This is a genomic window from Synechococcus sp. 1G10, assembly GCF_002252625.1.
Lineage (GTDB): Bacteria > Cyanobacteriota > Cyanobacteriia > PCC-6307 > Cyanobiaceae > Regnicoccus_A.
On record NZ_NQKW01000004.1, the window covers coordinates 68,596 to 89,242 of the forward strand.

The 20,647-nt window shown below is 67.6% G+C and carries 21 protein-coding genes; 7 read left to right on the forward strand and 14 right to left on the reverse strand.

Annotated elements, in window-relative coordinates:
* Positions 1-8: 8 nt before the first annotated feature.
* Both CJZ82_RS04940 and CJZ82_RS04945 read left to right on the forward strand, forming a co-directional pair.
* Positions 9-1,397: an MFS transporter gene (locus CJZ82_RS04940; RefSeq protein WP_094554689.1), complete on the forward strand. Its 1,389-nt coding sequence runs from the start codon at positions 9-11 to the stop codon at positions 1,395-1,397.
* 28 nt (positions 1,398-1,425) lie between these two features.
* Positions 1,426-2,649, forward strand: a complete 1,224-nt coding sequence (locus tag CJZ82_RS04945; protein ID WP_094554690.1) for a glycosyltransferase family 4 protein — start codon at positions 1,426-1,428, stop codon at positions 2,647-2,649.
* A gap of 3 nt (positions 2,650-2,652) precedes the next feature.
* Here the strand turns inward: CJZ82_RS04945 and CJZ82_RS04950 are convergent, their stop codons facing one another.
* The 5 genes from CJZ82_RS04950 to CJZ82_RS04970 form a co-directional block, all read right to left on the reverse strand.
* A complete protein-coding gene (locus CJZ82_RS04950; protein WP_094554691.1) occupies positions 2,653-4,050 on the reverse strand; it encodes a 1-acyl-sn-glycerol-3-phosphate acyltransferase in 1,398 nt (465 codons plus the stop codon).
* 19 nt (positions 4,051-4,069) lie between these two features.
* Entirely contained in the window at positions 4,070-4,777 is a 708-nt protein-coding gene (locus CJZ82_RS04955) for a superoxide dismutase (protein ID WP_094554692.1), read from the reverse strand.
* Positions 4,778-4,863: 86 nt separating this feature from the next.
* A complete protein-coding gene (gene pyrF / locus CJZ82_RS04960) occupies positions 4,864-5,610 on the reverse strand; it encodes an orotidine-5'-phosphate decarboxylase (protein ID WP_094554693.1) in 747 nt (248 codons plus the stop codon).
* Entirely contained in the window at positions 5,607-6,842 is a 1,236-nt protein-coding gene (gene tyrS, locus CJZ82_RS04965) for a tyrosine--tRNA ligase (RefSeq protein ID WP_094554694.1), read from the reverse strand. The genes pyrF and tyrS overlap by 4 nt, the downstream gene beginning before the upstream one ends.
* Positions 6,843-6,889: 47 nt before the next feature.
* Positions 6,890-7,213 carry a DUF1825 family protein gene (locus CJZ82_RS04970; protein WP_094554695.1) on the reverse strand — a complete coding sequence of 108 codons (324 nt, stop codon included), beginning with the start codon at positions 7,211-7,213 and terminating at the stop codon, positions 6,890-6,892.
* Between the two features lie 131 nt (positions 7,214-7,344).
* Between CJZ82_RS04970 and CJZ82_RS04975 the strand changes: the two genes are divergently transcribed.
* The 4 genes from CJZ82_RS04975 to CJZ82_RS04990 are packed head-to-tail and all read left to right on the forward strand — an operon-like array spanning position 7,345 to position 10,488.
* On the forward strand, positions 7,345-8,046 hold the full coding sequence (locus CJZ82_RS04975) for a hypothetical protein (protein ID WP_094554696.1): 702 nt from the start codon (positions 7,345-7,347) through the stop codon (positions 8,044-8,046).
* Between the two features lie 8 nt (positions 8,047-8,054).
* The gene (locus CJZ82_RS04980; protein WP_198949673.1) at positions 8,055-8,672 is read left to right on the forward strand and encodes a GIY-YIG nuclease family protein; all 618 of its coding nucleotides are present in this window, start codon (positions 8,055-8,057) and stop codon (positions 8,670-8,672) included.
* A 38-nt stretch (positions 8,673-8,710) separates the two neighbouring features.
* Entirely contained in the window at positions 8,711-10,186 is a 1,476-nt protein-coding gene (locus tag CJZ82_RS04985; protein ID WP_094554697.1) for a leucyl aminopeptidase, read from the forward strand.
* A gap of 32 nt (positions 10,187-10,218) precedes the next feature.
* On the forward strand, positions 10,219-10,488 hold the full coding sequence (locus CJZ82_RS04990; RefSeq protein ID WP_094554821.1) for a hypothetical protein: 270 nt from the start codon (positions 10,219-10,221) through the stop codon (positions 10,486-10,488).
* A gap of 6 nt (positions 10,489-10,494) precedes the next feature.
* Here the strand turns inward: CJZ82_RS04990 and CJZ82_RS04995 are convergent, their stop codons facing one another.
* From CJZ82_RS04995 to CJZ82_RS05035, 9 genes are all read right to left on the reverse strand, one after another.
* Positions 10,495-10,728, reverse strand: a complete 234-nt coding sequence (locus tag CJZ82_RS04995) for a hypothetical protein (RefSeq protein WP_094554698.1) — start codon at positions 10,726-10,728, stop codon at positions 10,495-10,497.
* A 101-nt stretch (positions 10,729-10,829) separates the two neighbouring features.
* On the reverse strand, positions 10,830-11,456 hold the full coding sequence (gene msrA / locus CJZ82_RS05000) for a peptide-methionine (S)-S-oxide reductase MsrA (RefSeq protein WP_094554699.1): 627 nt from the start codon (positions 11,454-11,456) through the stop codon (positions 10,830-10,832).
* An 86-nt stretch (positions 11,457-11,542) separates the two neighbouring features.
* Positions 11,543-12,730 (reverse strand): lipid-A-disaccharide synthase, encoded by a 1,188-nt coding sequence (gene lpxB / locus CJZ82_RS05005; protein ID WP_094554700.1) that lies wholly within the window; start codon positions 12,728-12,730, stop codon positions 11,543-11,545.
* Positions 12,730-13,551 carry an acyl-ACP--UDP-N-acetylglucosamine O-acyltransferase gene (gene lpxA / locus CJZ82_RS05010; protein WP_094554701.1) on the reverse strand — a complete coding sequence of 274 codons (822 nt, stop codon included), beginning with the start codon at positions 13,549-13,551 and terminating at the stop codon, positions 12,730-12,732. The genes lpxB and lpxA overlap by 1 nt, the downstream gene beginning before the upstream one ends.
* A gap of 4 nt (positions 13,552-13,555) precedes the next feature.
* Positions 13,556-14,011: a 3-hydroxyacyl-ACP dehydratase FabZ gene (gene fabZ, locus CJZ82_RS05015; protein WP_198949665.1), complete on the reverse strand. Its 456-nt coding sequence runs from the start codon at positions 14,009-14,011 to the stop codon at positions 13,556-13,558.
* Positions 14,012-14,017: 6 nt separating this feature from the next.
* A complete protein-coding gene (gene lpxC, locus CJZ82_RS05020; protein WP_094554702.1) occupies positions 14,018-14,869 on the reverse strand; it encodes a UDP-3-O-acyl-N-acetylglucosamine deacetylase in 852 nt (283 codons plus the stop codon).
* Entirely contained in the window at positions 14,869-17,211 is a 2,343-nt protein-coding gene (locus tag CJZ82_RS05025) for a BamA/TamA family outer membrane protein (protein ID WP_233130059.1), read from the reverse strand. Before CJZ82_RS05025 ends, lpxC begins: the two co-directional genes overlap by 1 nt.
* A gap of 103 nt (positions 17,212-17,314) precedes the next feature.
* Positions 17,315-18,070, reverse strand: coding sequence for a phosphoribosylaminoimidazolesuccinocarboxamide synthase (gene purC, locus CJZ82_RS05030; protein ID WP_094554704.1), 756 nt, complete (start codon positions 18,068-18,070; stop codon positions 17,315-17,317).
* Positions 18,067-19,209: a hypothetical protein gene (locus CJZ82_RS05035; protein ID WP_233130060.1), complete on the reverse strand. Its 1,143-nt coding sequence runs from the start codon at positions 19,207-19,209 to the stop codon at positions 18,067-18,069. The genes purC and CJZ82_RS05035 overlap by 4 nt, the downstream gene beginning before the upstream one ends.
* A 64-nt stretch (positions 19,210-19,273) precedes the next feature.
* On the opposite strand from CJZ82_RS05035, the gene purD reads away from it, so the two are divergent.
* A complete protein-coding gene (purD, locus tag CJZ82_RS05040) occupies positions 19,274-20,599 on the forward strand; it encodes a phosphoribosylamine--glycine ligase (protein WP_094554706.1) in 1,326 nt (441 codons plus the stop codon).
* Positions 20,600-20,647 lie beyond the last annotated feature (48 nt).

Consider the following 20,647-nt stretch of genomic DNA (forward strand, 5'->3'; position numbering starts at 1 on the left):
GAAGCGGATTGTCCCGGCCGACCGCCACGCCCCTTCCGGAACCTTCCGAAGGCACCAGCCCAGCAACTGAAACGGGAACCGCCGGTCTGCAGGCCGTGCTGGCCCTCCCTGAGTTCCGCAGGCTCTGGCTTGGGCAGGTCTTCTCCCAGCTGGCCGACAAGTTCTACATCGTGTTGATGGTGTTCCTGATCGCCCAGTACTGGGTGACGGATACCCCCCAGAACAACATGGTTCTGGCCGAGGCGGCGGCCAGTCTGCGGCTTGATCTGGACACCCGAGCCCAGATGATCACCCTGCTGGCCACTGGGATCTACGTAGCAAACACCGTGCCGGCGATGCTGCTGGGCACGGTGGCTGGTGTCTGGGCCGACCGCTGGCCCAAGCGCCAGGTGATGGTGGCCTCCAACGGACTGCGGGCCGGCCTCACCCTGCTGGCCCCTCTTGCACTGTTGCCAGGGCCCCAGTGGCTGGGGCTGAGCTGGGGCTATTGGGGTCTGGTGGTCATGACCTTCCTGGAGTCAGTGCTCACCCAGTTCTTCGCGCCGGCCGAGCAGGCGGCGATCCCGTTGCTGGTGCCGAGGCCGCGCATGCTTGCGGCCATGTCGCTGTATCAGGCAACCAGCATGGGGGCCACCATCGTGGGCTTCGCCATCGGTGATCCGGTGCTGCGGCTGCTGCGCTCCAGCCTCGAGGCGATCGGCATCGGCGGCGGAGAATTCGTCCTGCTGCCGCTCTGCTACGGGCTGGCGGCCCTGTTCATCAGCATGATCCGGATGGAAGAACCGGAACGGGTGGAGCGGGGCACCAGCGTCTGGAGTGAGATCGCCGAGGGAATTGAGGTGTTGCGCGAACGGGCCAGTGTGCGGAGAGCCCTGCTGCAACTGGTTCTCCTGTACAGCATCCTGGCGGCGCTCTATGTGCTCGCCATCAGCCTGGCCTCGGCCATCGAAGGGCTGGGCCCGACCCGCTTCGGCACCTTGCTGGCCATGAGCGGCGCGGGCATGGCCTGCGGAGCCCTTGGTGTGGCCCAGCTGGGCCAGGGTCTCAACCGCAGGCGTATGGCCTCCACCGGCCTGATGATGATTGCCTTCAGCCTGGTGCTGCTCGGCGAGGGACGGGGAAGCCTTCTGCTCACTCTCGGACTCTGCGGCCTGCTCGGCATCGGCGCGGCGCTGGTGGCCATCCCCTCCCAGACCACCATCCAGGACGACACCCCGGAAGCAATGCGCGGCAAAGTCTTCGGCCTGCAGAACAACATGATCAACGTGGCGCTCAGCCTGCCCCTGGTACTGGCCGGAGCTGTGGTGAGCCACTACGGACTGATGCCGGTGCTGTGGGGACTGGCGGCGATCACCCTGGTGGCGGCCCTGATCGAGAAGCCCTGGCAGCGCTGCTAGCGTTCTGTCCAGGACGAGGCCTGAAGTGTTGGCCCATATCGCCTGGCTGGGCAAGAAGTCACCCTTCTGCGGCAACGTCACCTACAGCCTCTCCATTACCGAGCGGCTCCGGCAACACGGCCATCAGGTCAGCTTCATTCATTTCGATACTCCTCCCACTGGCCTTGGGCGCTCCTGGGATCCCGGCCAGAACATTGATGGGCCCCAACCTCGGAGCCTGGTCCCAACGGATTACCCCCGGGCTGGGGCTGATGAGGTGGCGCTGCCTTACCTGGTGAAATCCCAGGTGTACACGATTCCCTCGCCGGGAGCCCAGCGTGAGCTGAGGGAATCGCTGGAGCGCCTGCGCCCCGACCTGGTGCACGCCAGCCTCACGCTCTCCCCCCTGGATTTCCGCTTGCCGGATCTCTGCCAGCACCTGGGGGTACCGCTGGTTGCCACGTTCCATCCGGCTTTCGACGCCGGCTTGCGCAACATCACCGCCGGAACCCAGCAGCTCACCTACCAGCTCTACGCCCCGGCACTGGCCCGCTTCGATCGGGTGATCGTCTTCTCTGAGCTCCAAGCCGAGGTGCTGGCCCGGCTGGGCGTGCGCGAGGACCGGCTGGCCGTGATCCCCAACGGGGTTGATCCAGGCCTGTGGTGCCCTCCCGATCCGGCGGCACCCTCGCGGGAACTGGCCAGTCTCCGTGACCGCCTTGGCCAGCGCCGCCTCTTCCTCTACATGGGACGGCTGGCCACCGAGAAGAACGTGGAAGCGCTGCTGCGGGCCTGGCGGCTGGTGCGGCCGGCGGGCTGCCTGCTGGTGATCGTCGGAGATGGCCCTCTGCGCCAGGCCCTGCAGGGCAACAGCGACGAGCAGGACGTGCTCTGGTGGGGCTACGAAGCGAACCTGCACCAGCGGGTGGCTCTGCTGCAGGCAGCCGATGTCTTCCTGCTGCCCTCCTTGGTTGAGGGGCTCTCCCTGGCCCTGCTGGAGGCAATGGCCAGCGGCACCGCCTGCGTGGCCACCGATGCCGGCGCCGACGGCGAAGTGCTGGAGGGAGGCGCCGGCATCGTGATCAGCACCCAGGGTGTGACCACCCAGCTGCGCACGCTGCTGCCGGTGCTGCGCGATCAACCGGTGCTGACCGCCGAGCTGGGACGCCGGGCCCGGGAGCGGGTCCTGGAGCGCTACACCCTGGCCCGCAACATCGAGCAGCTGGAGGAGCTCTACGCCGAGCTCGTGCCCCAGGGCAGCCTCGCCGCCTGACCCTCAGCCGATCGCCGCCTCCAGCCGCTGGCGCAGCTCGGCAGTGAGCCTCTCCACAGCCCCGCGGCGGTCGCTGCGGTAGGCGGTGCTGCTCTCGCCCACATCAATGGGCTCCGCCACCACCATCCGCACCCGCCAAGGGCCAAGCGCAGGCGGACGCTCCTCCTCACGGCCACGAATCCAGGCGATCGCCCGCCAGAGGATCATCAGTACCTCCCCGTAGCGGTCGATGCTGGGCTTCTCGACCACGTAGGAGCCGCTCACCGTGGCGAAATGCTCCACCAGGCGCATGTGGCCCATGCGGATGTCCGCTTCCCGCGCCGACCAATCGACCAGACAACGCTGCACCTCGGACAGATCGTCCAGGTCGTCGCGGTAGATGCAGGCCCAGCCCGCCTGCTCGATGCGGCGGCAGCGCTCGCTGACAGTGCCCCTGGGGGAGAGCTGGAAGTGGGCCTCGGCCACGGCCAGGGCCTGCTCCCGCAGCCGGCTCAACCGCTCGAGGAAGTCAGCGGCTGGAGCGCACTCCTCCCCAGCCGGCGTCCGAGGCGCGCCATCAATGCGCTGATAGAAGCCCTCAAGCAGGGAGAGCAGCCGCTCTGAGAGGGCGATCAGCCGTTCATAGCGCTGCTGCTGGGCCTGGTCGGGATCAGCGGGCAACGGGGAGCTGGCCATATTGGAGGTGGCCATCGGGGAGGTGGTGGATGGGCCGAGCAGGTCTTCCATGCACCCCAGCAGGCGATCGATGGGTCCCCAGTCGTCGCTGGTGGAGAGGTACTGAAGCCCTATCGGCACTATCAGCACCCGCTCGTGGCGCCCCGCCGCCGCCAGATCCTCACAGCACCAGAAGGCCATCTGGGCCAGCCCGGGCTCCAGGGGACTGAGCAGCTCGCCGTGGTTGTTGGTGGCGCCCTCCGGGGCTATCGCCAGTGGAAAGGGGCCGTGAGCGAAGAGATCGCGGGCCGTCTTGAGGGCAAGGCGGTCCAGCTTGCCCCGCTGGATCGGGATACCGCCCAGCTTCGAGAGGATCCAGCCGGCGGACTCCCCCGCCCAGAGGGGAATGCCGCGGTCGTAGAGAAACTGGCTGTGGACCGGGGCCTTGAGGCTCAGCCCAGCTGCTCTGGCCGCCCGGGGCACCTCCCGCCAGAGCAGCTGGGCCATCACCAGCGGGTCGGTGGTGCTGGGGTGGCGGAAGGCGATCAGCAAGCGGCAGCGGCCGCTCTGGGCCTCGGCGAACAGGGCGGCAAGGCTCTCGCTGCCACTGGTCTCGAAATGCACCAGACCCCGGGAACGCAACAGCATGGGCAACGCGGCCCTGCAGAGCCGGTGCACCCAGCGGCTGTACTGCGGCGGGATGAAACGAAGAGCCGGTTGGGCGGCCAGGATCCCGGCGCGAGGCATCAGCGGTCAGTGGGGGGCGTTAACGGGCGCTGTAGCGGTCGGATACCACCGACCAATCGACCAGGGACCACCAGGCATCGAGGTAGTCGGCGCGACGGTTCTGGTACTTGAGGTAGTAGGCGTGCTCCCAGACGTCGTTGGCCAGCAGCGGTGTACCGCCTCCCGGAACCAGGTCCATCAGGGGGTTGTCCTGGTTCGGGGTGGAGTTCACCTCGAGCTTGCCTTCGGAATCGGTGATCAGCCATACCCAGCCTGAGCCGAAGCGAGCCAGGCCTGCGGCCCGGAAAGCGGAGCGGAACTGCTCGATCGAGCCGAAGTCACGCACCAGGGCCTGCTGCAACTCCTCACTGGGCTCACCCCCCTGCCCGGGCCGGGTGAGGGAGGCCCAGAAGAACGAATGGTTCCAGTGGCCACCAGCGTTGTTGCGCACGGCCGACGGGGCCTTGGAGGCCCGCGCCAGCAGGTCCTCCAGGCTGAGACCCTTCAGGGCCGGATCCCTGGCCACGGCGGCGTTGAGATTGTCCACGTAGGCCTGGTGATGGCGGTCGTGGTGGATCGTCATCGTGGTGGCATCGATCGCCGGCTCCAGGGCATTGGCGGGATAGGGGAGGGCCGGGAGCGTGAAGGCTGGCGCCGCCGCCCAGGCCCCCTGGCCAGGCCAGAGCAGCAGCAGCACCAGCACCAGCAGCGGCGGGAAGGCCCCCAGGGCGCCAAGGATCCGTCGCATCGTCCAGGCCCGGGTGATCACCAGCCAAGTATGGACAGATCGCCAGAAAACGCTGGAAAACGGACCCCTGGCTGCCTCTGCGGAGTTCAACCCAGCTCGGCGCAGCAGGCAGCAAAGGCGGCAGCTGGATCGGCGGCGGCACTGATCGGCCGACCGATCACCAACCGGCTGGCTCCCGCACTGAGGGCGTCCGCAGGGGTCATCACCCGCCGCTGATCGCCCGCCGCCGCCCCGGCAGGACGGATGCCGGGGGTGACCAGGGCGAAGGGCTCGGGGTGAACCCGGCGCAAGGCCGCCACCTCCTGGGGGGAGCAGACCGCCCCACCGATGCCGGCGGCCACCGCCAGCGCCGCCAGACGGGGCACGTAGACCTCGGGCGATTCCGCCACCGCCAGCTCGGCCTTGAAGCGCGCCGCCTCCCAGCTGGTGAGCACGGTTACCGCCAGCAGGGTGGGCGGGTGAAGATCCTCCATGGCCGCCCCCTCGAGAGCACCGGCCTGGGCCGCCTCAAGAGCTTCCCGGCCTGCGCTGGCATGGACCGTGATCAGCTCCGCTCCGAGCCGGGCGGCACTGCGGCAGGCGCCGGCCATGGTGGCAGGGATGTCGTGGAATTTGAGATCGAGGAACACCCGCAGGCCCTCGCCTCGCAGCTGCCGCACCACCTCGGGGCCAGCGGAGCAGAACAGCTCCAGCCCAACCTTCACCACGCGCAGATCGGGAATCGATGCCACCAGCGCCAGGGCCGAGGCGGCATCGGGCCGATCGAGCGCCAGGATGATCTTCTCGGCAGCTGGCCCGCCGGTTCCAGGAGTGGTCGTGGTGCTGACGCTCACGCCACCAGCCGCAGGAAGGTCTTCTTGCCCAGTTGCAGCACCCGGCCCTCCAGCTCGGAGGCGGTGCTGAAGCTGCGGTTCACATCCGTGAGCTTCTCGCCATCGAGGCGCACCCCGCCGCCCTGGATCTGGCGCCGTGCCTCACTGCTGCTCACGCAGAGGCCGAGGGCGCTGAGCAGCTGGAAGGCCTTGGCGGGGAAGCTGAGGGCGGCGAGCGAGGCTTCCGGGACCGTCCGGGCCACCATCTCCCCGGCCACCAGGTTGGCGGCATCGGCCTGGGCGGTGCTGGCGGCGTCCAGGCCATGACACGCCGCCGTGATCGCCAGAGCCAGGGCCTTCTGGCGCTCCCTTGGGCTTGTTGGCCAGTGGGCCGGATCCAGGTCGGTGAGCAGGGTCAGATACTGATCAGCCACCGCATCGGGCACTTTTTCCAGCTTGGAATACATCGCCAGCGGCCCCTCATTCAGGCCCACGGTGTTGCCCAGGCTCTTGCTCATCTTCTGCACCCCGTCGAGCCCCGGCAAGATCGGCAGCAGCAGACCGAACTGGGGCCGCTGGCCGAAGTGGCGCTGCAGGTCGCGGCCCATGGCCACGTTGAATTTCTGATCGGTGCCCCCCAGCTCGAGGTCGGAGGCCACCGCCACCGAGTCGTAGCCCTGGAGCAGCGGGTAGAGGAATTCATGCAGTGAGATGGGGGTGCCTGATACATAGCGGTTGGCGAACTCCTCCTTGGCCAGCATCTGACCCACGGTGGACGTGCCCAACAGCTCGATCACCTGGGGCAGATCAAGACCTGCCAGCCACTCACTGTTGCGGCGCACCTCCAGGCGGCCGGGAGTGGTGAAATCGAGCAAAGCCCGCTCCGGAGGTTGCCCCAGACCCAACTGAACCAGGTAGGTGTCGGCATTGGCTTCAACCTCGGCCGCGCTCAGCTGCACCCTGGTGGCGCTCTTGCCGCTTGGATCGCCTATGCGGGCGGTGAAGTCGCCGATGATCAGCACCGCCGTGTGGCCGGCATCCTGGAAGGCGCGCAGCTTGCGGAACAGGATCGAGTGACCGAGATGGATGTCGGTGCCGGTGGGATCGATTCCCAGCTTGATGCGCAGGGGACGCGCGTCGTTGGCGGCCTGCTTAAGCCGCTCAGCCAGGGATTGATCTGGATCCCCCGGCGCTCCGGCGGGAAAGAGATCGGCCAGTCCCCGCTCCAGCCAAGGCGGCAAACCCTCCCCCATCCGTGCACCCTGCGTCAGGGCGGATCGTAGGAAGCCGCCGGCCAGGCTCAGGCACTGGCCTCCAGTTCGCGCTTCATCCGCTCCAGGGTCTGGTGCATCTGGGTGAACATCTGCTCGGGCGTCATACCGAACTGCCCCAGCTGGGTGCGGAGCTGCTCAACTGTGAGCTTCGCCTGGAAATCCTCGGAGAGCTCAAAGCGTTTCATAAACACCTGATAGCGGCCCATCAGACCCTCCATCTGGTCGATGAACAGCTTCTTGCCTTCCCGGTCAAACTTGCCGTAGTCGCCCCCCAGCTGGGTCATCTGCTGGTAATCGGTGAACAGCCGCTTGGCTTCATCCTGAACGATCTCGGATTCGAAGAAGGCCATGGGGCGTGCCAGGCGTTAGGCGATGAAGACGATTCTGAGGGCCTCCAGCGCCCGGGGCGAGTACGGATTGGCGTAACAGCCAGGCCGCAGCCGCTAACTTCCCTCCAGTTGCGCGGAGCCTTCCCAGCGCCATGGCCAAGGGGCACTGGTTGGATCCCCTCGCCCGCAGCCTGCTGGAGGTCACGGGTCAGATTCGCCGTGACCCCGAGCGCCGGAGGCCCGAAAGCGGTGAGCCCGAAAGCCGTGAGCCGGAAAGCCGTGGCGACGACAGCGTCGATCGCGACCTGCTGGCCCTCAAGCTTGCTCAGAAGCCCGGCCTGCGCCTTCGCAGTGCTGAAGAGGTGCGCCAGGCCGCGGCCCTGGGCTGGCGTCTGGATGTGAACCGCGCCACCGCCGCCGACTGGCTGCGCCTGCCGGGCTGCACTCCCAGCCACGTGGACCTGCTGCTGCGCCTGCAGAGCGGTGGCGTGCAGCTGAGCGGGACGGAGGATCTCCAGAACCTTCTCCATGTCGACGGGGAGCTGATCCGCAGCTGGACGCCCTTGCTGGAATTCCGCTGGTATGGCGAGCCGCCGCCGGCACGCCCTGCACCGCTGGATCTGAACCGCTGCAGGGCCGAGCAGCTCGGGACCCAGCTCGCGCTGGAGGAGTCCCGCTGCCGGCGCCTGCTGCAGGAGCGCAGCCGGGCACCCTTCCGTGACCTGGCCGATCTCCAGCAGCGCTTGCAACTTCCTGCCGAGCTGGTGGAGGGCCTGATCGGGCGGGTGTGCTTCGGCCAGGGGCCCATCGGCCCCGAGTTACCAAGGCCGCCCCGGCCGCCGGCCTCGCGCTGAGCATGACCATGGGACGCCAGCAGGAACTGTTCCAGGGGGGTGCCCCCAGCGCTGGCGGCGCGGCCCCAGCGGCGCCTCCCCTGCTGCGAGACCAGCTGCTCGAGTGGCAACGGCGCCTGGCTGAGTTTCAGGGGCCGCTGTTCGAGGGCCGCGCCAGCGAGCATCTGCAGGCCAGCCTCTTTGGCGCGGACCCCAGCACCGGCGACAGCGGCGACGGGGATCCCGAGGGGCGAGCCAACAGTTTCGACCCCCTGGCCTTCCAGGCTCAGAACCTGCAGTTCTGGCGCTGGCCGGAACCGCCCCAGCTGGGCCCTGCCCTCTACCTGGTGATGGACCGACCGCCGCGGCTGACCACGCCGCTGCTGCTCTACGTGGGCGAGACCGGCCAGGCCGACCGGCGCTGGAAAGGTGAGCACGACTGCAAGGGCTACCTGGCGGCCTATGGCGAGGCCATGGGCCAGGCGGACCTGGAGACCCGCTGCAGCATCCGTTTCTGCTGCGACGTGCCGGTCCGTGTGCGGCCACGGCGGGCCCTGGAGCAGGCCCTGATCCGCCGCTGGCAGCCACCGTTCAACAAGGAGACCCGCCAGCGCTGGAGCACCCCGTTCACCAGCGATCCGGTCTGAGCGCCGTCGCTACGATCGCGGCCCGATGACCGGCCCCCATGGAGTTCAGCTGTCCCTCCACCTCGCTGGCCGAATGGAGCGGTGACACCCTTGGTGTCGGCCTGTTCCAGGGCGAGACGGGCGAGCGCCTCGTGGCCCTCGAAGCACGCTTCGGCCCCGGACTGCAGGCGCTGCTGGAGCGCCAGAGCTTCAAGGGCAAGCCAGGCGAGTGCGTCACCCTCACCCAGCTCCAGGCCACTCCTGTGCGGCTGGTGCTGGTGGGACTGGGAGAACCGGGCCGCTTCGATCTCGACGCCCTGCGCAGCAGTGCGGCCGCCATCGCCACTGCTGCAGGTCCTGGCCTCAGGCTGGGTCTGGCCCTGCCCACCGAGGGGCTTGACCCTCGTTCAGCGGCGCGGGCCATGGCCGAGGCCGTCCGTCTGAGCCTTTACATCGATCAGCGCTTCCGCAGTGAGGCCGACCCCAAGCCCATCCCCGAGGTCGTCAACCTGCTGGGACTGGCCCAGGGGGCCGCTGCCGGCCTTGAGGGGGTTGCTGCCACCTGCGCGGGCGTGGAACTGGCACGGCAGCTGGTGGCTGCCCCACCGAACGTGGTCACCCCCCAGGCCCTCGCCGACGCCGCCGCGACCATCGCCGGGGAGTTCGGCCTGGAGCTGAAGGTGCTGGAGCGCTCCGACTGCGCGGCGCTCGGCATGGGCGCCTATCTCGGGGTGGCCCAGGGCTCCAGCCTGCCCCCCAAGTTCATTCATCTCACGTACCACCCCGAGGGCGAAGCCAACCGCCGGCTGGTGCTGATCGGCAAGGGCGTCACCTTCGATTCCGGCGGCTACAACCTCAAAACGGCAGGCTCCCAGATCGAGATGATGAAATACGACATGGGCGGCAGTGCCGCTGTGCTCGGAGCCGCCCGGGCGATCGCCGAACTGCGGCCGGCCGGCGTGGAGGTGCACGTGATCGTGGCCGCCTGCGAAAACATGATCAGCGGCGAGGCGATCCACCCAGGCGACATCCTCACCGCCTCCAACGGCAAAACCATCGAGGTGAACAACACCGACGCGGAGGGCCGCCTCACCCTCGCCGATGCCCTCGTGTACGCAGCCAAGCTGGAACCTGATGCCATGGTGGATCTGGCCACACTCACCGGGGCCTGCGTGATCGCCCTGGGCGAGGAGATCGCCGGCCTGTGGTCCGCCAGCGACAACCTGGCCGAAGCGCTGGTTGAGGCGGGGCGCAGCAGTGGGGAGACCTTCTGGCGGATGCCATTGCAAGCCTCCTACAAGAAGGGGCTCAAGAGCCCGGTCGCCGACATGAAGAACACCGGACCCCGCCCGGGCGGGGCCATCACCGCTGCGCTGTTCCTGCAGGATTTCGTGCCTGCCGATCTGGCCTGGGCTCACCTGGACATCGCCGGTACGGTCTGGAGCGACAAGGGACGGGGCCTCGACCCCGCTGGTGCCACCGGCTTCGGCGTCCGCACCCTGGTGGAGTGGGTGAGCTGCGGAGGTGCGGCTTAGGGTTGGCACCGCTGACGCCGGACCCCGACGCCATGGCTGCTCAGAAGATCCGCTGGTACATCCGCGCTCAGCTGGGGGTCCTGCTCCTGCCGCTGGGTCTCTGTCTGGTGGGAGAGGCCATCACCCGCCGCACCCTCCAACTGGCGGCGCTCAGTCAGAAACTGGCCGAACCGGGTCCCTGGTTCTGGTACGGAACCCTCGGTCTGATCTGTGTGACTGCAGGTGTGGGCCTGATGGTGGAAAGCGGCCTGCTGCGCGGTTACCCCCGCAGCCCCCGCTCGGGAGCTGGCAACCCCAACTGAGGAGGCTCAGGCAGCCACGGGACTCGCCGACGTGCCCATCAACGACTGGGACTCCCGAGCGCTCGGATCCCTGGAGTTCTCCAGCAGGCTGTCCGGTTCCTCCAGTTCATGAATCTGCCAGCGGGCCCGCTCGCCAAATGAGGCCAGCAGGCGGTCAAGATCATCAACCGCTTGCTTGGGACTGGTGTAAGGCCCGATGTGGCGAGTCACCAGACCGTCCCGGATCGTCAGCAGATACATACAACCCACGCAACCTTGGCTCCGTATGGATTTACCGTAAGCGGCCAGCTCGGATCTGTGAAGGGTCGAAAGCTTCCCCTTTCAGCCTGCAGGAACCGATTTCAGATTTTCGGACGCCACGGCAGCGACCCCCGAGCACGTGAGCCCCAGACCTGATCAAGCCGCCGGTCGCGGCCGCAGGACCAGCGGTAGTAGGTGTACTGGACCTTGTTGCGATCGGCGTAGTTCTGGTGATACGGCTCAGCAGGCCAGAACTGCGTGAGCTCCCGGATCTCCACCTTGATGGCGCTGGGCTTGAGCCCCAGCTCCCGGGCGGCCGAGGCCAGGCTGGTTCGGGCCTGATCCCGCTGGGCGGTGCCGCGGCTGAAGATCACGGGCCGGTAGCTGGGGCCTCGGTCACAGAACTGACCCCCGCCATCCAGGGGATCCACGTTCCGCCAGTAGGCGCGCAGGAGCGTGGGCAGATTGATCCGGGCCGTATCGAAGCGGACGCGCACACTCTCGATGTGGCCGGTGCCGCCAGCCGTCACCTGGCGATAGGTGGGGTTGCTGACACTGCCACCACTGAAGCCGCTGACCGCCTCCACAACCCCAGGCAGGGATTCGAGATCGTGCTCAAGGCACCAGAAGCAACCGCCGGCCAGCACGGCCTCCTCGATGGCAGCCAGCGCTGGTGCGGCGGGCATGACGAGCAGCAGCAGCGTCAGCAGCCATGGGAAGAGCCTCATGGACAGCCTGAGCCAGGGCGGTTCAAGCTGGATTCGCCTGTTTTCAGACCCTGGGCCGGAGCCGTCCTGGCGTCTGAGCGATGGCTTCACGTCTCCGATCCCGTCAGCTGATCGAGGATCTCACAGGCCGCTCGGGTGGTCACACCCGGCTCCCCAAGCAGGCTGCGCAGACGGCCATAGCCCTCCAGCATCCGGGTCCGCTCCGAGCTTGGGTCCAGCAGAGGCAGCGCGGCGGCCACGATCGCCTCCGCGGTCAGGTCGTCCTGGAGCAGTTCCGGCACCAGCCGCTCCCCCAGCACCAGGTTCACCGGAGAGATGTGGGGCACGTTGAAGCCCAGCAGTTTTCGGGCCACGAAGGCGGTGACCCTGCTGAGCCGGTAGCCCACCACCTGGGGAACGCCGCGCAGGGCCAGCTCCAGGTTGGCTGTTCCCGATTTGGTCAGGGCCAGATCGGCGGCGGCACAGAGGACCGGCTTGAGGGCATCGGCGCGATCGGCTGGAATCACCGTGGCATCGACCCCTGCCAGCTCCAGTTGTTCGGCCAGGGGAGCCTCGAAGCTGGCCAGCCCGGCCGGCACCATCACCCGCAGCCCTGGCCGCAGCCGCTGCAACTCGGCCGCAGCTGCCACAAGCGACGGCATCATGTAGCGCATCTCCTGGGGGCGGGAGGCGGGAAGCAGCAACAGCAGCTGCTGGCCAGGGATCAGTCCGAGCTCCGCGCGGGCCTGTTCAGAGGTGGGAGGGGAGCCGAGGGTGTCGAGCAACGGATGGCCGACCCAGGTGACCCGTGCACCGCGGGAGGCATAGAAGCTGGCTTCCTCGGGAAAAATCGCCAGGATTCGGTCGGTGAAGCCGATCAGACGAGTGGTTCCCCCCTCCCCCAGGCGGAAGGCCCACTCCTGGGGAGCGATGTAATAAGTGATCGGCACCGCAGGGAAGCGGTGCCGAATACGACGTCCCAGGCTCACATTTGCCCCCATGTAGTCGATCAGCACCACCCCGTCGGGAGGACAGCTGGAGAGCCAGCGGCCCACCCGCCGCTGCAGCCGCAGGGTGGGCAGCACCAGGGGCAGAGCCTCCCAGAGTCCGATCGCCCCCATCGGAGCGGTGTTGGCCAGGAGATGGGAGCCGGCCCGGCGCATGCGCTCTCCACCGAGGGCATCGATCTGGAGGGGCAGATCCCGGCGCTGGGCTTCGGCGTGAAGGGCCTTGATCAGCAGACCGCCCTGAAGATCCCCCGACACCTCACCGGTGCTGATCAGCAGCCGCACCATCAGCGCTGGTGGGGCAGGGGGCCGCGGCGTCCTGGGGCGATCGAGGCCTCAAGGAAGCTGCAGAGTTCTTCGGAGGCCGGCAGGAGGGTTTCGGCGCGGATATGGACCAGGGCCTCCGCCAGCACCTCATGGCTGCGGTAAAGCCGGTTCCAGACCGCCAGAAGCTGTTTGAGCTCGGCTCCGCCCTCCCGATCGACCAGGCCATTGCGCTTGAGACCGATCCGGTTGAGACCGCGCAGGCGGCCGGGGTGCCCCTCAACGATCGCGAACGGAGGCACATCGCGGTCGATACGGCTCATCCCCCCCACCATCGCCAGTTTGCCGATGTGCACGAACTGGTGGATGCCCAGCACTCCGCCGATCACAGCCCGATCGCCGATCACCACATGCCCGGCAATCGCCACGCTGTTGGCCACCACGATCCGGTTGCCCAGCAGGCAGTTGTGACCCACATGGCTGTAGGCCATCAGCAGATTGCCGTTGCCCAGGCGCGTCTGCTCACCATCGGCGGTGGCCCGGTTGATCGTGACGCACTCGCGGATGGTGTTGTCATCGCCCATCACCACCTCGGTGGGGGCACCGCCGTACTTGAGATCCTGGGGTTCGAGGCCAATGCAGGCGCCGGGGAAGATGCGGTTTCCAGAGCCCATCGTGACCCGGCCATCGATCACCACATGGGGACCGATCTGGCAGCCGGCACCGAGCTGCACCTCGGGTCCGATCACGGCGAAGGGGCCGATCTGAACTCCCTGGCCAAGCTGGGCGCGGCTGTCGACCACCGCGGTGGGGTGAATCGTGGTTTCCACGGCTGTGCGGGTCATGGCCTCAGTCAACCAGGGAGAACATCAGTTCCCCGGAGCACACCAGGCCTCCGTCCACAGTGACTTCAGCCCTCACTTTGCCGAACCGCTTGCGTTTGAGACTGAGCAGTTCGCAGCTGATGCGCAACTGATCACCGGGCACCACCGGCCGGCGGAAGCGCACCCCGTCGATGCCGGCGAACACGAACAATCCCTTGGGCAACTCCGGCATCTGGGTGACGATCAGACCACCCACCTGGGCCATGGCCTCCACGATCAGGACGCCGGGCATCAGGGGGCGGCCAGGAAAATGGCCCTGGAACTGGGGCTCGTTGAGGGTGACGTTCTTGAGGGCGACCGCCCGCTTGCCCGGTTCGTATTCGATCACCCGATCCACAAGAGCGAAGGGATAACGGTGTGGCAGCAGGTTGAGGATCTGCTCTGAGGTGAGCAGGGGGGCGCCAGCGGGAGGTACGGACAACGGGCTTCAGGTCGAGCGGGACGGAGCGGCCAGGGCCGCCGCCAGGGCAGTGTGCAGCCCGTGGGATCCACGGAAGGCGAAGACCTGGGCCTGGGGCAAGCCCGCCAGCGCCAGGTCCCCCAGCAGGTCCAAGAGCTTATGGCGCACCGGCTCCTGGGGGAAACGCAGGGGGGGATTAAGCCAGCGATCCCCATCACAGACCAGAGCACTCTCCAGATCACCCCCCCGGATCAGGCCGGCGGCGCGGAGTTGATCGATCTGCTCGCGGAAGCCGAAGGTGCGCGCTGGCGCGATCTGCTCCACGAAGGCGGCGGGGGTGAGTTCAAGGGAATAGACCTGACTCCCGATGGCGGGCTGGCTGAATTCGATCGCTGCGCCGATCCGGGGAGCATCGCTGGGGAGGGCTGTGGCGAAGCTCAGGCCCTGCTGGAGGGTGATCGGAGCCTCCAGGGATCTGAGGGGCACTCGGGGGCCCAGGTGCTGCAGACCTGCCGCGGCGATGGCCTCCACCCAGGGCAGGGCAGAACCATCGAGCAAAGGAATCTCTTCACCCTCCACCAGCAACTCCACGTGTGAAAGGCCTGTCCCTGCCAGGGCGGCCAGCAGGTGCTCCACCGTGGCGAGACGGCGCTGATCGAGGCGGAGAGCCGTGCACAGCTGGGTATCGCTCACCTGGGACGGGTGAAGCTCCACCGGCTCCAGTGCCGGGGCATCCAGCCAGCCCACCACATAACCGGGGCGCTCGCTGGGCTGAAGGCGCACGCGGCAGGGGCTGCCGCTGTGCAACCCAATGCCAGTGCGCTCGACCGCTGTCGCCAGGGTCCAGGCCTGGCTGTAGTCCTCAGGCCAGACGATCACTAGAACTTCCAGCCCACACCGAGGTTGAAGCGCCAGTCGCCGGTGAAACCCTCGCTGGCCACCTCCAGGCGCAGGGGACCCACCGGTGTGGTGACGATCAGGCCCGTACCAACGGAGAAGCCGCTGCCGGGCTTGTCGAGAAGCGAACCAGGATTACCAGGCACACCCGACTGGCTGCCGAAGGTGGTACCGCCATCCACGAACAGCTCGCCGCTGACGATGCTGAACAGGGGGAAGCGGTATTCGATGGTGACCTCGCCAAAGCTGCGTCCCACGCCCAGGTCGCAGTCGGCGTAGCCGCGCACGGAGTTGGAGCCCCCCATGCAGAAGGCTTCGTAAGGAGGCAGATCACCGATGTTGGTGCCGGCCGTGAACTGGAACGCCAGGGTCTGCTTGCAGTCGGGAGTTTCACCCGGCTTGGGCCGGCAACCCTTGTAAAACTGCAGCCAGTTGACCGGAATGAAGTGGCTGTAGCTGGCCCGCAGACGGTTGAAGGTGGGCGAATCGGGGCCGACGGAGACGTATTGCTCAGTGCCGACGCTGAGGAAGGAACCGGAGGTGGGGTTGCGGGGGTCGTTGAGATTGTTGCGGGTGGCGGCTACCCGCAACGCCACCAACTGATTGCTGCGGGCACAGTTGAAGGCGATGCAGATCACATCGTCGACAGGAGCGTCAGAACCATCGAAGTTGTTGGTGCTCACACCGAAGCGGCGGTTGGAGCCGGTGAAGTTCATCGGCGTGACTTCCTGGGCACTGGCTCCCAGAACCACACTCCAGAGCGCCCGCTTGAAGGGGTTGCCACCATTGAGGGGACGCACGAACTGGATGTTGCCTCCAGCACGCTGAATGGCGACGGAATTGCCTTCGTAATCAAACCAGCTGTTGTCGGGAGACTCCGACTCAGCATCAGAGACTGAGCGGAAGGTCTTGCTCTCGGGGTTGTTGTTGTTGTTGATGTTGTAGGCAACATTGGTGCCCGGGGCTTTGTAGAAGTCGGAGACCGTGTTGATGTTGCCGTTGTCCTGACTCTGGAAGACCTGGGGGACGTCGCGACTGAGGAACACCCGGGCTCGGAAAGCCGTGCGATAGGCGTCTCCTTTGATCCAGGGATCAGTGAAGGAGATGTCGGCCAGGCCACCGAACTGTCCATAGGTGAAGTTGACCCCCAGATCCCAGGCCCGGCCGAGGAGGTTGCTGTCCTGGAGCTGAATCTGGCCGAACACACCCTGGCTCTGGCTGTAGCCGAGGCCGCCGGAGAGGGAACCCGATGACTGCTCGACGATGCCCAGAACGATCACCACTTCACCCGGCTTGGCGGGCACGGGCCGCAGGGTCACCTTGATGTCACCGAACAGGCCAGTCCCGTAGAGACGTTTGATGTCGTCCTCGAGATTGCGGCGGTTGAAGGTCTCGCCCGGCTTGATCGAGATCTCGCGGCTGACGACCCAGGGCTTGGTTTTGCCACGGATCGGCTCCCCCTTGTCGTTGGTGGCCGAGCCTTCCTTGTTGAGGAACTGAACCTCCACCCCCTCGACGGTGCCCTCACGCACGTTGAGCAGCACCGTGCCATCGGGACTCACGCGATTGGGACCGGTGACCCTCGCCAGGGAGTATCCCTGATCGGAATACCACTTCTGCAGCTCCTGCATGCGGGATTGCAGGGTGTTGAGGTTGAGGGTTCTGCCGTAGTCAGCAGCGAAGGTATCCGCCAGGACAGCTGGCGGCAGCTTGACCTTGGCGGCGTCGAATTCGACCTTCCGCAGCACCGGGTTGGCGGTGGTGATCACCACCACCTGCACCCCAAGGGGGCCATCCACAGGCTGGATGCGCACATCCGAGAACCAGCCGCTGGCGTAAATGGCGGAGAGGTCCGTCTGCAACTCGCTGCGCGTGACCCGGCTGCCGGGCCGCACCACCATGGCGTCGTAGACCGCCAGCTCCAGGCGCTCACGCTCGGGGTGACCTTCAAGGCCCTGAACCACCACCTCACTGACCAGGACCCGCGGTTCATCGGGCTTGGCCGGGGTGAGGCGTTCAGGGCTGATCGAAGTGGGCGCGCCGGCAGGCGGGGTTGCCGGCGTCACAGCCGGATCGGGAACAGGGATGCCGGCGTCTGGGGTGGCGGAGTCTGGGGTGGCCGGTTGAGCCTGAGGCGCCGTGGTGTCAGGAACCGCTTCGCCGGCGTCTGGAGCGGCCGTGGTCGGCTCCGCCCCTGAGGAGGGAGCGGGCTCTGCGGCCTGGGCCACTTCTAAAGCCGGCTGGCTCTGGGCAGCGGCCCTCAGGGGATTGAGCACCGCAAGCAGTGCCAGCAGGGGCAGCCCCAGCCAGACGGTGAGCGACATGGGCCGAGGCCCAGCCTCGGAGAAGGAACTGCCAGTGCGGGCGTTGGTGATGACACCCATGGGTCTCCGAGTCAAAGCGGCAGTGCCGCAAATTGCCGTGACACTACTTGTATGTGCTCGGCCCCTGGATCACCCCTTGGACCCGTTTGAGGACCTCCCCATAGGCCTCGATCACCCCGCCGAGGTCCTGGCGGAAGCGGTCCTTGTCCAGGATGCGCTCCTTTTCATCGGCCACATCGAGGTCCCAGAGGCGGCAGGTGTCGGGGCTGATCTCATCGGCCACCACCAACTGGCCGTCGGCCGTGAAACCCAGCTCGAGCTTGAAGTCGACAAGCTGCAGTCCGATGCCGGCGAACAACTCCAGCAGCAGCGTGTTCACCTGGCGGGCCAGGACTTCCAGCTCCAGGCGCTCCTGGCTGCTCACCAGAGCCAACCGCTCCAGCCGGGCCTCGCTCAGGAAGGGATCCGCGTAGGCGTCGTCTTTGTAATAAAGGTCGAGCAGCGGTGGATCCAGCGGCACTCCGGGCGCAATCGGCATCTGCTTGCACAGCGATCCGGCCGCCAGGTTGCGAATCACCACCTCCAGCGGGATCACCCGCACCGGCCGCACCAGCATCCAACGCAGGTCTTGCACTCCCAGGTAGTGGGTGGGCACCCCCGAGCGCTGAAGGTGCTCAAAAAGCAGGGCGGAGATGCGGCAGTTCAGGGCACCCTTCCCCTCCAGCTCGGCCTTCTTGAGGGCGTTGAAGGCGGTCGCTTCGTCTTTGAACTCCACAGCCAGCAGGTCGGGCTGATCGGTCTGAAAGACCCGCTTGGCCTTGCCTTCGTAGAGGAGTGGGCCCAGCTGAAAGGCGGTCATGGGGTGGTGGGCTCGACGGAATCGGCGGCGGATGGGGCAGCAGGCTCCTGGGCCGGCAGGGTGGCCGGCTGAGCTGCAGACGGAGCATGGCCTCCCTGCTCGCGCGGAGAACGAAGACGCTGCTTCAGGACTTTGATGCGCGCCGCCTCGGAGGGATCATCGCGCTGCAGCAGCCATTCGGCGTAGGCGTCGTCAATGCGGCGACTGAGGCGCAACCGCCTCTGCCGAGCTGGTTCCGGATCGCCCCCTTCGAGCCGCTGCAGTGCCTGCTGGTCATCAAGCAACTGGGCCGCCAGACCCCAGGCCCCAGCGACGGCGGCCTGATCAAGGGCCATCTCCACCAGGGCGTTGCGCTGGGCCAGCGGAAGGTCGTCGAGCAGCGCAGCCGCCAGCTTCAGCCGCTCAGCCCCCACCACACCCGGCAAGCGCCCGGCCAGCAACACTTCAGCCGCTTCCTGCCGGCGGCCCATCGCCGCCAGGTGGGAGGCGAGCACGTCGAGCGCCGAGCGGGTATCCAGGCTGCCGTCATCCCGCAACCGCACCGGCAGCGCCATGGTCTCCAGGCGGCTGCGCTCCCCGCCGCTCAACCGTCGCAGGGCTTCAGCGGCCCGGCGATGGTTGAGGCCTGCATTCGCCGCCCGCCACTGCAGGGTCAGCCACTGCTGCCGCTCCAGCCCAGGGCCCGGCCCAAAGCGATCCAGCACCGACAGGGCCGCCTCCGGCGCCAGGCAACTGATCAGGGCATTGGCATTGGCCAGCACGACCGGCAGGGGCTGGGGAGCGGGGCGCATGGCCACCAGCCGGTCCTTGAGTTGGCGAAGCCGCACGGGCAGATCAAAGCGTGCAGCGTCCCGGCAGGCCTGCTCCAGAACCGGCAACTGATCGGACGCCAGAGCGGCTGCAAACACCTGCTCGTCCATCGGCAGAGGCGCCGCCTGCACTGGCTCTGGCTGTGGCACTGGCACAGGCACTGGCTCTGGCAGCGAAACCGGCTGCGGTTGGGCACGGGCGCCCACGGAGACGCCTGCGCAGAGGAACAGCAGCGTCAGCAGACCTGCCGCTCGCCCACCCCGGCGGGCCAGGCCACGGCATGCCAGCGGTGCAGCGGGAACCTCCGGCAAGTAAAGAAGGAATGACACGGCTGGCGGTCCACCAGAGGGAAACCTAAGGGAACCGATTGGCCACATCCGCCGCTCCGGCCCCATGACAGCTTCGGTCCAGTTCCCACCCTCCGGCTCCTCCGAGGCCAGCGTGCAGCGGATGCTGGTGGTGGGCTCAGGCGGCCGTGAAAATGCCCTGGCCTGGGCCCTGGCACGGTGCCCCGGAGTGGAGGCTGTCTGGGTGGCTCCGGGCAATGGCGGCACAGCCCAGCTGGAGGGCTGTGAAGCCCTGGCCATCAGCGAGTCCGACCAGGAGGGCCTGCTGCGCGCAGCCCTGGAGCTGGGGGTGACGCTGGTGGTGGTCGGCCCGGAGGGACCGCTCGCCGACGGCCTGGCCGATCGCCTGCGGGCCGGAGGGCTGGCGGTGTTCGGGCCGGGGGCCGACGGGGCCCGGCTCGAAGCCAGCAAACAGTGGGCCAAGGCGCTGATGCTGGAGGCGGGAGTGCCCACCGCGGGTTACTGGGCCGCCTCGAGCCGCAGCGAAGCCCTGGCGGTGCTGGAGCGGGAGGGTAGGCCCCTGGTGGTGAAGGCCGATGGGCTGGCGGCCGGCAAGGGGGTCACAGTGGCCGAGAGCATTGAGGACACCCGCGCCGCCATCGAAGACATTTTCGAGGGACGCTTCGGAGAGGCCGGCCAGAGCCTGGTGCTGGAGGAGCGGCTGAGCGGTCCTGAGGTGTCGGTGTTTGCCCTCACCGATGGTCGGACGATGGTGCTGCTGCCGCCTGCCCAGGATCACAAGCGCATCGGGGAGGGAGACACCGGGCCCAACACCGGCGGCATGGGGGCCTATGCCCCCGCTCCCCTGCTGGACGCCGCCGCCCTCGAGCAGGTGCGCCAGAAGGTGCTCGAACCCACCCTGGAGGCCCTGCGCCAACGGGGCATCGACTACCGGGGCGTGATTTACGCAGGGCTGATGCTCAGCGACGACGGCGCCAGGGTGATCGAGTTCAACTGCCGCTTCGGCGATCCCGAATGCCAGACCCTGATGCCCCTGCTGGGCGGGGAACTGGCAGCGGTGCTGCTGGCCTGCGCCCAGGGGACCCTGGATCAGGCGCCGCCCCTGACCATCGCCGGGGGCTGCAGCGCCTGTGTGGTGGCCGCCGCAGAGGGCTACCCGGGCAAGGTGCGCCGGGGGGATGCGATCCACACCAAGCCGCTGACCACGCCCCAGCGACAGCTCTTCCATGCCGGCAGCCGCCTGGAGGAGTCGGGCACCTGCGTGACCGCAGGGGGCCGGGTGCTGGCGGTGGTGGCCCAGGCGGGGGATTTCGATGCGGCCTTCGCCAGTGCCTACGCCGGCCTTGATCAGGTGCGTTACGAAGGCATGACCTTTCGCCGAGACATCGGCCACCAGGTCCGGCGCACCTAGGGTGCCTGAGCAGCTTCGCTTCCAGGCGTGAACGACGCCTCGCCGTCC